Genomic DNA, 12,039 nt, shown 5'->3' on the forward strand with positions numbered 1-12,039 from the left:
GGATCACGCCTCCTTGTGGGCCTGCTGTTCCGCCAAAGCGGCTTCCACATAGCCTTTGAACAAACCGTGGCCATCACGGGGGGTGGAGGTGAATTCCGGGTGGAACTGGCAGGCCACAAACCACGGATGGTCGCCCACTTCGATCACTTCCACCAACTCACCGTCCACGGAACGGCCAACGATTTTCAAACCTGCTGCTTCCAGCTGCGGCAGGTAGTTGTTATTTACCTCATAGCGATGACGATGGCGTTCCACAATACGTGTGCTGCCATAGCATTGCGCGGAACGGCTGCCTTCTTCAAGCACGCATTCCTGGCCTCCCAGGCGCATGGTCCCCCCCAAATCGGAGTCCGCTGAGCGTTGCTCTTTCTGACCATCTTCGGTGGTCCATTCGGTGATCAGCCCCACCACCGGGTCCGGCGTGTTCGGGTTCAGCTCTGAGGAATGGGCTTGCTCGATGCCTGCCACGTGGCGGGCATATTCGATGACCGCCAGTTGCATACCCAGGCAAATACCCAGATACGGCACCTTGTTCTCGCGGGCATAGCGAATCGCCGCAATCTTGCCTTCCGTGCCCCGGTCACCGAAACCACCGGGCACCAGAATGGCATCCAGACTTTCCAACACACCGGTGCCGTCACGCTCGATATCTTCCGCATCCAGATAGAGGATATTGACCTTGGCGCGGTTGCTGATACCCGCATGGATCAGCGCTTCATTAAGCGATTTGTAGGCATCGACCAGTTCGATGTACTTGCCCACCATACCGATGGTCACTTCGTTTTCCGGGTTCAGCTGCGCCTCTACCACGCGATCCCATTCAGAGAGATCCGGCTCAGGTAGATCCAGACCAAACTTTTCCACCACGATGGCGTCCAGGCCCTGCTCATGCATGCCACGGGGCACCTGGTAAATGGTCTTGCAGTCCGGCGAGGAAATCACCGCCCGGGCTTCCACATTGGTAAACAGGGCAATTTTTTCCCGGGCGCTCTGCGGAATCGGATCATCCGCACGGCACACCAGAATATCCGGCTGCAGGCCGATGGAGCGCAGCTCTTTCACGGAGTGCTGGGTCGGCTTGGTTTTGATTTCCCCGGCGGTGGCGATGTACGGCACCAGCGTCAGGTGCACTAGCAGGGACTGGCTGGAACCCAGCTCCACGCGCATCTGTCGGGCCGCTTCCAGGAAAGGCAGGGATTCGATGTCGCCTGCGGTACCACCAATTTCCACGATGGCCACATCCGCATCGCCCGCCCCTTCGCGGATCTTCAGCTTGATCTCATCGGTAATATGGGGAATCACCTGAACGGTGGCGCCCAGGTATTCGCCGCGGCGCTCTTTATCCAGCACATGCTGATAGACACGGCCGGTGGTAAAGCTGTTGCGGCGGTTCAGGCGGGTGCGAATAAAACGTTCGTAATGACCCAGATCCAGGTCGGTTTCGGCGCCATCGTCGGTCACAAACACCTCACCGTGCTGGTAAGGGCTCATGGTGCCAGGATCCACATTAATGTAGGGATCCATTTTAATCAGGGTGACGTTGAGGCCGCGGGCTTCCAACAGAGTGGCCAGGGACGCGGAGGTAATCCCCTTCCCCAGAGACGACACCACACCGCCGGTGACAAAGATGAAACGAGACATGCACTCACCAGATCGCTAGTGGGTTGATAGCACCATCGTCAGTGTGTACTGGCCCCCATAAAAAAAACACCCTGCACGTTACAGACGGGCAAGGAGCTTTCGTGAATCGGGTTGGCCAGCTTCGCAAGAGACGATTGAACACCTGAAAATTCAGGAGCTTGCGCTACATCAGGACGGGAGAAAATGTTAACAGAAGCCGCCCCGCGCCTCAATCGGAATCGCTCCCGAGAGCGTAAAAAGGTGGTGATACCCCATCGTCTACGCCGAATTGCGCACTGCCTGTTTAAATGGCTGGCCAAGTGACTGTGAGAGCAGCAAGGTTGAGGGACTGATTCATTCTTGCGCCCCACCGGGCGCAGGAGGCAGGAAGCCCGAGGCCAACCTCAGGGCTTCTCACATGCCGCCAGCACATCGGCAAAGGGCGCGTCGATCAGCGATGCAAACGCGGGATGCCGGCCAAGACGGGCACGGCTGGCTCGTGGGCTGCTGATACCACAAAGAAAGCGCGCCAGTTGCCGAGGCGTGGCCAGCGCCCCATGCCCTTCCTGTCTCACTGCCTGAATCACCGCCGTATCAGGTACACGGCGATGGCGTGCCATCATGGGCCAATGCTCGCCCTTACAATGACTGCACTGCCCACAGGGTTCGGGCAAGCGTTCGCCAAAATAGCTCACCAGGGCCTGCTGGTAACAGCCCTTGCCCTCGGCCCAGTCACACACTTGCTGCAACCGCTGGATATCCCGCTGTTCACGCACGCGAAACTGCTCTTCCATTCTGGCGGTCAACGCTTGTGGCTCCTGCGGGCGCTGCAACATCCGGTATCCCTGGCGCACCCCGGCCACACGCAGTTCGATCATTCCCTGTTGCTCCAGATAACCCAGCGCCTTGAGGATGCGAAGCCTGTCAACCTGCAGCTCTGCGGCTGCATCAATGGGTTTCAGGGTCAGCCAGATGCGCCCTTGCTTCCCGGTCGCGAAGACCCGCTGCAGGAAATCCGCCCGGTCGTCATTGAATTGACTGATCACGTCATCCCGGGACGTCCGGAAAGCCAGCTTGTACTCTGTATAAAATGGTGCCGTAGCGCGAACCACCCCTTCCAGCTCCAGATAGGTCAGCAGTGTGTTGATCACCAGAGGACGAACATCGAATTGCCCGGACAATTCATGCACCGACAGGTCGAACTGCTCGGGCTGGCCCACCAGCCAGTCGATCAACCCGGCCAGCGACGCACTGTCCGGGGTATCCCCGTAACTGAAATTCTCCAGTACGGTCAAATCGTCCGAACCGGCCAACAATACACACTCGGAGGGCTCACCATCCCGCCCTGCCCGGCCGATTTCCTGCATGTAGTTTTCCAGGGACTTGGGCAGGTTATAGTGATAAATAGCGCGAATATCGGCCTTATCGATGCCCATGCCAAACGCAATGGTGGCAACGACAATATCCCCCTGCCCGGCCATGAAATTTTCCTGCACCCGGTGGCGCTCCTCATCCTTGAGCCCCGCATGGTATGCCTGTGCCGGCAGCCCCTGCGCCTGCAGGAACCCGGCTACCTGTTCGGCGGTTTTCTGCAAAGTGACATAAACGATGGACGACTCCAGCGGCCGGGACTGCAACGCCGCCAACAATGCCTGATCCCGTTCGGAAACATCGTGGGGCCGGATACTCAGCGCCAGATTGGGGCGGAAAAAGCCGGTCTGAACATGATCCTCCCTGGCAATGGAAAAACTGTCGCAGATCTGCTCTGCCACCTGGGGAGTGGCCGTCGCGGTCAGTGCCAACACCCTACCCACATTGAGATCGCTGGCAAGCTGCGCCAGCTTCAGATAATCCGGGCGGAAATTATGCCCCCATTCAGAAACACAGTGCGCCTCATCCACCGCCATCATGCTGATCGACAGCCGCTTCAAACGCGCCAGAAATCGCTCATTGGCCAGGCGCTCCGGCGCCACGTACAGCAACTTGATGGTGCCGTCATCCAGCCCCCGGTAAATCTCCTGTAATTGCTCCGCGTCCACACTGGAGTCCAGCCGGGCCGCCGCAACACCCAACCGCTGCAGCTGATCTACCTGGTCTTTCATCAATGCGATCAGAGGTGAAACCACCAGGGTCACACCACTGAACATCAGCGCCGGCAATTGGTAACACAGGCTTTTACCGCCGCCAGTGGGAAACACCGCCAGCGCCGAACGCCCGGCCAACAAGGCGTCGATGACCGCCTGCTGCCCGGGGCGAAAGGTCTGAAGCTGAAAGGTCTGCTGCAAGTGTTGCTGAAGGGCCTGCATGGCACTCTCTTTTTCGGCAGTAGGATTGGATACGCAAGGGATTCGGGATCAGTCAGCGCAAGTCTGTCAGAGGCGGAATACTGAAACGAGCAAGCGTTTCGTATTTTACTGTGCGCCAGAACGGACAGCCCCCCGGCGTCTGTAGCGCATGCGGGAGTGCTTGCTAGCGCGGCACTGCGTTTGAAGGCAGCAAATACCAGCGCTCACTGTTGCCACTCTCTTCACCATCGGCCAGACCCACCAGCGGCACACTCACCACCTCACCATCACGGAGCAACAGTGGCCACTGACGCCGCTGCCAGGGCGGCACGCCCGCCGCACGCCAGAGTTCCTTGATCTGTTGATGCAATCCATTGCGGCGCACGACCAGGGAGCCGGACAAGGCCCTGAGCTGCAGATCGCCCGGTGGGCGAAGCACCCAAATATCCCCCTCACCACCTTGCTTTGACCAATGCCAGTGGGGCAAGACCGGCGGCGGCGCCCCTTCAGGCCAGAACTCACCGCCCTGCCAGGGCTGAAAGGCCTCACGTGAAGCCAGATACAATGCCCCACGATACAAGCGTGCCGCGTATCCACCCCACTCAACCCGCGCCTGGCTATCCCCCGCAGCCAGATGCAGCACCCGCAACTGCTCCAGCACCGCAGCACTGGGGGCGGTAGCCCGGTTTTGCTGTAGCCACCAGCGCAATACATTGCGCTGCCGCGCCAGGGACAAATCGGCCAAATCCGTAAGCGGAAAGGACGCTCCGGCCACACCAAGTCTGTCTGCATCCTGTACCGCGATTTCATGGAGCAGCTCACCGGCTTCCGACATATGATCTGCTGCCCGGGCAAGCGTGGCGTCGGCGCCGGGCCAGCGATCACGCAGTGCCGGCAGAATGGTGTGACGCAGGTAATTACGGCGCAAGGACTGATCCTGATTGCTGGGATCTTCGCGCCAGTTAAGCGATAACGACGCCCCCCAATGCTCCAGCGTCTGACGGTCAACGCCCAGCAACGGCCGCCAAAGCGACACATCTTTTTGCTGACTGTGCTCACGCATGGCCGATAGCCCCTGCACACCCGCTCCGCGCAGGAGCCGGAACAGCAAGGTTTCTGCCTGGTCATTGCGATGATGCGCCATCACCAGCGTCGCCCCCTGGGCACGGGCCAATGGCAATAGCACACGATAACGGGCATCACGGGCACCGGCTTCAAGTCCTTCGGCCATGTCGACAGCCACCTTTTCGATGGCGAGCGAGATACCTTGCTGATCCGCCAGCGACTGGCAAAAGCGTGCCCAGTCCTGGCTGTCAGCCTGTAATTGATGGTCAATATGAACAGCGGAGAGGCGCGGGCCCAGGCCCGCTTTTATCAGGAGGTGAAGCAACAGAGCGGAGTCCAGCCCGCCACTGAGGGCCAGCAGAAGAGATCCTTCAGGGGCCTGTTCAGCCAGCGACCGGCTGAACGCGGCGGCATCGGACATGGTTATTCGTCAGCGGGATCGCTGGCCACGTTACCGTAGCTCATCAGGCGCTCGTAACGGCGGTCGATCAGCGTATCCATTTCCATGGCGCGTAGCGATTCCAGCTGGGTTTCCAGCGCCTTGCGAACGGCATCAGCGGCCTGGTCGTGATCGCGGTGAGCCCCGCCCAGCGGCTCCTTGATAACCTGATCCACAATGCCCAGCTCGTGCAACCGGCCGGCGGTGAGGCCCATTGCCTCTGCCGCTTCCGGCGCCTTGTCGGCACTACGCCAGAGAATCGACGCGCAGCCTTCCGGAGAAATCACTGAATAAGTAGAGAATTCCAGCATCTGCAAATGGTCACAGACACCAATGGCCAAGGCGCCACCGGACCCACCCTCACCAATCACCGTGGCGATAATCGGCGTTTTCAGCTGGGACATAACGCGCAAATTACGGGCAATAGCTTCCGACTGACCACGCTCTTCCGCATCAATACCCGGGAAAGCGCCGGGCGTATCAATAAAGGTGAGTACCGGCAGCTTGAAACGTTCAGCCATTTCCATCAGACGCAGCGCTTTGCGGTAGCCTTCCGGTTTCGGCATGCCGAAATTGCGGCGCACCTTCTCTTTCACTTCGCGGCCTTTCTGATGGCCAATCACCATCACCGGCTGACCTGACAGGCGCGTCATGCCCCCAATGATGGCCGGATCATCGGCAAAAGCACGGTCGCCGTGCAGCTCGTCAAAATCGGTAAAAATCCGTTTGATGTAATCCAGCATGTAAGGGCGCTTGGGATGCCGGGACAGCTGGGAAATTTGCCAGGAGCTAAGGCCGCGAAAGATGCTTTCGGTGAGCGTAATACTTTTTTCCTGCAGCTTGGCCACTTCCTCGGAAATGTTCACCTCGCTGCCACTGCCCACCAAACGCAATTCCTCGATTTTCGCTTCCAGGTCGGCAATCGGTTGTTCAAATTCGAGGAAATTGGGATTCATATTCTGAGCCTGTTCAAGGTGTTATCAGCATGCGCCCGGACCAGAATGGCCGTTCCCTGGCGCCAATAAGGCAGAAACGCTACGCCGGCGAACCCCGAACGCAACCTGCCCATAAAAGAATGCAACAAGTGTAGCCGCAACCCAATGACAACGTCGAGACATGGCCAACATGGCTAGGTTGCAAACTGTTTCAGCAAGAGACGCGGCACGCCCCACGCTTCACGCAACAACGCGGGAGAGCATCGAACATAAAGAACGGCCCTGCGTCGCGCCCAAGCGCCTGAATCGCGGACTCCGACACCTCGGCTACAGCGCAGCTTTCTCGTGTTGAAGCGTGGTGCGTGGTGCGTGGTGCGTCTAATGTTAATACTCCATCCGCACTGCGTCTTCACCAAAGCGCACGCGCAGCTCTTCCACCAGTGACTCATGGGGGCTGATTTTCCATTCGTCGCCCAGCCAGAAACTGGCAGCGGCAATGTTGTGGTCCAGATCCAGCAGCACCGGGGTATTCCCGCCCTGGTACGGCGACAGCATCTGCTGGAGCTGTCGGGGCAAATCGTCCGCCACCGGCACCGCCACACGCAAACGGCGGGCAAAGGTTTCCCGGGCCTGGCGCATATCCATGATTTCGTCGGCGACCAGATTAAAACCGCCTGTGTATTCGTCGTTGCGGACCCCGCCCTTGAAGATCAGCAGGGTATCTTTCTGCACCAGCTCGCCGTATTCGGCAAAGGTCTTGCCGAAGACAGACACTTCTACCCGCCCGGTTTTATCATCCAGGGTGATAAACGCCATCCGATCGCCACTGCGTTTGCTGCGGGTAATACGCAGCGCCACCACCAGCCCGGCGATGGTGGCGGCCTCCCCTTTGCCGGTGGGCTGCAGGGAATTGATTCGGGCGGTCACGAATTGCCGCACTTCTTTTTCATACTGGTCGATGGGGTGGCCGGTCAAAAACAGGCCCAGGGTGTCACGCTCGCCATTAAGACGGGTTTCATCGTTCCAGGCGCGGGCCGGTTTCCATTCCACCGCCGTGGCCGGACTGTCATCCACGGCCCCGAACATATCCATGATGCCAGCCGCTTCGTTGCGGGCGTCCTGATCTGCAGCAGCGATGGCGTCCGGCAAGGTGGCCAGCAACTGCGCGCGGTCGTGGAAACTGCTTTTCGGTCCCAGCTTGTCCAGTACCCCGGCGCGCACCATGGCTTCCAGGGAACGACGGTTGATCTTTTTCAGGTCGATGCGGCGACAGAAATCAAACAGGTCCTTGAACTCACCGCCATCCGCCCGCGCCGATACGATGGCATCAATGGGGCCTTCGCCCAGCCCCTTGATCGCGCCCAGGCCATAGACGATGTCGCCCTCCGGGTTCACGGTGAAGCGGTAGCCACAGGAGTTCACATCCGGCGGCAGCACCTGCAACCCCATGGTTTTGCATTCATCAATGAAGGTCACCACCTTGTCGGTGTTCTGCATATCTGCAGAGATGGTGGCGGCCATGAACTCTGCCGGGTAGTGAACCTTGAGCCAAGCGGTCTGGTAGGCAACCAGCGCATAGGCGGCGGAGTGGGATTTGTTGAACCCGTAGCCCGCGAATTTTTCCACCAGGTCAAAAATTTTCATGGCCAGGTCCGGGTCCACACCCTTCCCTTTTGCGCCTTCTTCGAAGATCGCCCGCTGCTTGGCCATTTCTTCAGGCTTTTTCTTGCCCATGGCCCGGCGCAGCATGTCAGCGCCGCCCAGCGTGTAACCGGCCAGCTCCTGGGCAATCTGCATCACCTGCTCCTGATACAGGATAACCCCGTACGAAGGCTTCAGGATCGGCTCCAACCACTCATGCTGATATTGCGGATCCGGGTAGGCCAGCGGTTCGCGACCGTGCTTACGGTTCACGAAGTTGTCCACCATGCCGGACTCCAGCGGGCCCGGACGGTACAGCGCCACCAAAGCGATGATGTCTTCGAATACGTCAGGCTGCAGCTTTTTGATCAGCTCCTTCATGCCCTGACTTTCCAGCTGGAACACCGCCGTGGTATCGCCCCGCTTGAGCAGGTCGAAACTGGGGCCGTCATCCAGGGGGATGTGATCAATCACCAGATCATCCAGCCCTTCGCGGCCGCGCTTCACGTTGGCGGCTTTGACGGCCCAGTCGATGATGGTCAAGGTTTTCAGACCGAGGAAGTCAAACTTCACCAGGCCAGCGGACTCCACATCGTCCTTGTCGTACTGGGTGACCAGGTTGGTGCCGTCTTCTTCACAGTAAAGCGGCGCGAAGTCCGTCAGCTTGCCCGGGGCGATCACCACGCCCCCGGCGTGCTTGCCCACGTTGCGGGTCAGACCTTCCAGCTTGAAGGCCATCTCCATGATTTCGTTGGCGGCATCCTTGTCGGAATTTTCGTCGCTTTCCAGAAATTCCCGCAGGGTTTCTTCCTGCTCCAGCGCCTTGGTCAGCGTCATACCCGGAATGCCGGGGATCATCTTGGACAGGCGATCGGCCAGCCCGTAGGGCTTGCCCTGCACCCGTGCCACGTCACGCACCACCGCCTTGGCGGCCATGGTACCGAAGGTGATGATCTGGCTCACCGCGTCACGGCCGTACTTGTCCGCCACGTAGTTGATCACGCGGTCGCGCTTTTCCATGCAGAAGTCGACGTCAAAGTCAGGCATGGAGACCCGTTCCGGGTTCAGGAAACGTTCGAACAGCAAGTCGTAACCGATGGGGTCCAGGTCAGTAATCTTCATGGCATAGGCCACCAAGGAGCCCGCACCAGACCCCCGGCCCGGGCCCACCGGCACTTCGTTGTCCTTGCCCCACTGAATAAAGTCGGCAACGATCAGAAAGTAACCGGGGAACCCCATCTGGTTGATGATATCCAGCTCGAACCGCAGCCGGTCATCGTAGTCTTTACGTTTTATCGCGTATTCAGGATCATTTTCATCCAGCAAAACCTTGAGACGCTCTTCCAGCCCGTCACGGGAGACTTTTTCAAAATACTGCTCGATGGTCATGCCGTCCGGAATCGGGAAATCCGGCAGGAAGTTTTCCCCCAGACGAATGTCCAACGTGCAGCGGCGGGCGATCTCCACCGTGTTTTCAAGCGCTTCGGGCAGGTCAGCAAACAGCTCCGCCATTTCGTCGGCGGATTTCAGATACTGCTCTTCGGAGTATTTTTTCGGACGGCGCGGGTCATCCAGGGTGTTGCCATCGTGGATACACACCCGCGACTCATGGGCCTCAAAGTCTTCCCGGCGCAGAAAACGCACATCGTTGGTTGCCACAACCGGCAGCCCCAACTGCACCGCCAAGGCAACGCTGGCATGCAGGCAATCTTCATCGCCCGGGCGTGAAGTACGCTGTACCTCGAGATAAAAACGGTCGCCATACACCGAGGCAAGCCAGCTCGCATATTGCTGGGCCAGCTCGTGCTTGTCGGCCAGCAACAGTTGCCCCACTTCGCCCTGGGAAGCCGCAGAAAGCACAATCAGGCCTTCGTTCAGCTCAGCGACCCATTCCGGTTTCACCAGCGCCCGGCCCCGATCCTGGTTGGTCTGCCAGGCGCGGCTAATCAGCAACGTCAGGTTCTGATATCCGGCTTCGTTGAGCACCAGAAACGACAGACAGGCAGGTTCGTCAATGTGTGTGCCCTGCACCCAGAGGTCGGCGCCCATCAGCGGCTTGATCCCCGCATTCATGGCGTTCTGGTAAAACTTGATCAGCGCAAACAGGTTTGAATCGTCGGTAACGGCCACCGCCGGAATTTTCTGGTTTACACAGGTCTTGGTCAGTTCCTTGACCCGTACCACGCCATCGACCAGCGAATAGTCGGTATGCAAGCGCAGGTGGACAAATTTGGGGTCACTCAAAACAGGTTCCCTTGGGCAATTGCTGCGGCGACCGGACCAAAGGAGCGTCGATGCTCGGCCAGGGCGCCATGTTGTTCCAGAGCCGCCATATGCACCGCTGTCGGGTAGCCTTTATGGCGGTCGAAGCCGTACTGGGGGTAGCGCGCATGAAGGTCATGCATTTCCCGATCCCGGGCCACTTTGGCAAGGATCGATGCAGCAGAGATGGCGGGAACCCGACCATCCCCTTTTACCACCGCCTGTGACGGGCACGGCAAGTCCGGCACCCGGTTGCCATCGATCAGCACGGCCTGAGCTGCCATCGGTAAGCCGGCCACGGCCCGCTGCATCGCCAGCATTGTCGCATGCAGGATATTCAGCTCGTCAATCTCCGCGGGCTCGGCGCGCCCCAAGGCCCAGCCCAGAGCATGAGACTTGATCTCAGCTTCCAGCGCCAACCTTTTCTTTTCACTGATTTTCTTGGAATCAGCCAAGCCGACAATGGGGTGTTGAGGGTCGAGAACAACAGCGGCTGTCACCACCGCGCCCACCAACGGCCCGCGGCCCACTTCATCCACGCCCGCCACCAGCATGCCGGGCTGCCAGGTAAACGCGGAAGGGATAAAAGGGTCCGCCAGAGCATATTCCGAAAACGGATCGCACGATTGCGATGGTGCCATCAGGCCTCCAGCAGTTGGGCTACGGCGGCGGCCGCTTTCTCGCTGGCGCCACCACGAAGCTGTTGATGGACATCCTGAAACCGGGCTTTCAGGGCCAGGGCTTGTTCCGGCTGATCGAACCAGCGGCGCACGGCGTTAACAATAGCGTCCGTGGTCAATGCCTCCTGAATCAGTTCAGGCACCATTTCCTGCCGGCACAGCAGATTCGGCAGTGATACAAATTCGCTCTTTATTAAACGGCTGACGATGGCGTAAGTCACGGCTCCGACCCGGTAGCCAACCACCATGGGTTTGGTCAGTAGCAAACCTTCCAGCGTGGCCGTACCCGATGCCATAAGCACCACATCGGCCGCCGCCATCACGGTCCGGCTCTGGCCATCGACCAGAGACACAGGCAACCCCGGTTGCGTATCCAGTAATGTCTGTATTTGCTCACGGCGTGCAGCGTTGGCGGCGGGAATCACAAACTGCAACGCAGGGTCTTGCTGGTTCAACACCACCATTGCGTCCAGAAAGGCCGGCATCAATTGACCCACTTCCCCACCACGACTTCCCGGCAGGACGGCCAGAATGCGGGCATCTTGATTCAACGATAAGTCCGCGCGCGCGCCTGCCACATCCGTATCCAGGGGGATACGGTCGGCGAGTGGGTGTCCTACAAAAGCCACCGGCACCTGATGCTGCTCGTAGAAGCGGGCTTCGAACGGCAACAGTGTCAGCATCAGATCGATACTTTTCTTGATGCCCTTGATTCGCCCCTGACGCCAGGCCCATACCGACGGGCTCACGTAATGAACGGTTTTCAGACCACGATCGTGGAGCCGGCGCGCAATGGGCAAGGTGAAATCAGGGGAATCAATACCAATGACCACATCCGGTTTCTGTTCCAGCAGAAACCGGACCAGCGATTTACGCAGACGCAGTAATTCGGGCAGATGGGAAAGCACTTCGGTGATTCCCATCACCGACAGTTTTTCCATGGGGAACAAGCTGCTGAGCCCCGCCTGGGCCATCTCCTCGCCACCGACACCGATAAAGCGCGCACCGGGATAACGGGCAGCAAGGGCCTGCATCAGGCCCGCCCCGAGGATATCCCCGGACGCCTCACCGGCGATCAACGCGACAAGCGGAGCATCCTTGCGCTTTGTCAT

General features: G+C 59.2%; 7 protein-coding genes. All 7 read right to left on the bottom strand.

Going from position 1 to position 12,039, the window contains the following annotated elements; translation table 11 throughout:
- Nucleotides 1–3: 3 nt before the first annotated feature.
- On the bottom strand, nucleotides 4–1,641 hold the full coding sequence (locus CL546_RS05870; RefSeq protein WP_290493608.1) for a CTP synthase: 1,638 nt from the start codon (nucleotides 1,639–1,641) through the stop codon (nucleotides 4–6).
- A gap of 383 nt (nucleotides 1,642–2,024) precedes the next feature.
- The gene (locus tag CL546_RS05875) at nucleotides 2,025–3,926 is read right to left on the bottom strand and encodes a RecQ family ATP-dependent DNA helicase (RefSeq protein WP_290493610.1); all 1,902 of its coding nucleotides are present in this window, start codon (nucleotides 3,924–3,926) and stop codon (nucleotides 2,025–2,027) included.
- 163 nt (nucleotides 3,927–4,089) lie between these two features.
- On the bottom strand, nucleotides 4,090–5,391 hold the full coding sequence (tilS, locus tag CL546_RS05880; RefSeq protein ID WP_290493611.1) for a tRNA lysidine(34) synthetase TilS: 1,302 nt from the start codon (nucleotides 5,389–5,391) through the stop codon (nucleotides 4,090–4,092).
- Between the two features lie 2 nt (nucleotides 5,392–5,393).
- Nucleotides 5,394–6,365 (bottom strand): acetyl-CoA carboxylase carboxyltransferase subunit alpha, encoded by a 972-nt coding sequence (locus tag CL546_RS05885; protein WP_290493613.1) that lies wholly within the window; start codon nucleotides 6,363–6,365, stop codon nucleotides 5,394–5,396.
- 363 nt (nucleotides 6,366–6,728) lie between these two features.
- A complete protein-coding gene (gene dnaE / locus CL546_RS05890; RefSeq protein ID WP_290493615.1) occupies nucleotides 6,729–10,229 on the bottom strand; it encodes a DNA polymerase III subunit alpha in 3,501 nt (1,166 codons plus the stop codon).
- Nucleotides 10,226–10,888, bottom strand: coding sequence for a ribonuclease HII (gene rnhB, locus CL546_RS05895; protein WP_290493616.1), 663 nt, complete (start codon nucleotides 10,886–10,888; stop codon nucleotides 10,226–10,228). Before rnhB ends, dnaE begins: the two co-directional genes overlap by 4 nt.
- Nucleotides 10,888–12,039: a lipid-A-disaccharide synthase gene (gene lpxB, locus CL546_RS05900; protein WP_290493618.1), complete on the bottom strand. Its 1,152-nt coding sequence runs from the start codon at nucleotides 12,037–12,039 to the stop codon at nucleotides 10,888–10,890. The genes rnhB and lpxB overlap by 1 nt, the downstream gene beginning before the upstream one ends.

This window comes from Alcanivorax sp., from assembly GCF_002726155.1.
Taxonomy (GTDB): domain Bacteria; phylum Pseudomonadota; class Gammaproteobacteria; order Pseudomonadales; family Alcanivoracaceae; genus Alcanivorax.

What these genes read in the sequence shown, in the direction of transcription:
- lpxB (WP_290493618.1), bottom strand. Translation starts at nt 12,039, where the DNA reads ATGACAAAGCGCAAGGATGCTCCGCTTGTCGCGTTGATCGCCGGTGAG.
- CL546_RS05870 (WP_290493608.1), bottom strand. Translation starts at nt 1,641, where the DNA reads ATGTCTCGTTTCATCTTTGTCACCGGCGGTGTGGTGTCGTCTCTGGGG.
- tilS (WP_290493611.1), bottom strand. Translation starts at nt 5,391, where the DNA reads ATGTCCGATGCCGCCGCGTTCAGCCGGTCGCTGGCTGAACAGGCCCCT.
- rnhB (WP_290493616.1), bottom strand. Translation starts at nt 10,888, where the DNA reads ATGGCACCATCGCAATCGTGCGATCCGTTTTCGGAATATGCTCTGGCG.
- CL546_RS05885 (WP_290493613.1), bottom strand. Translation starts at nt 6,365, where the DNA reads ATGAATCCCAATTTCCTCGAATTTGAACAACCGATTGCCGACCTGGAA.
- CL546_RS05875 (WP_290493610.1), bottom strand. Translation starts at nt 3,926, where the DNA reads ATGCAGGCCCTTCAGCAACACTTGCAGCAGACCTTTCAGCTTCAGACC.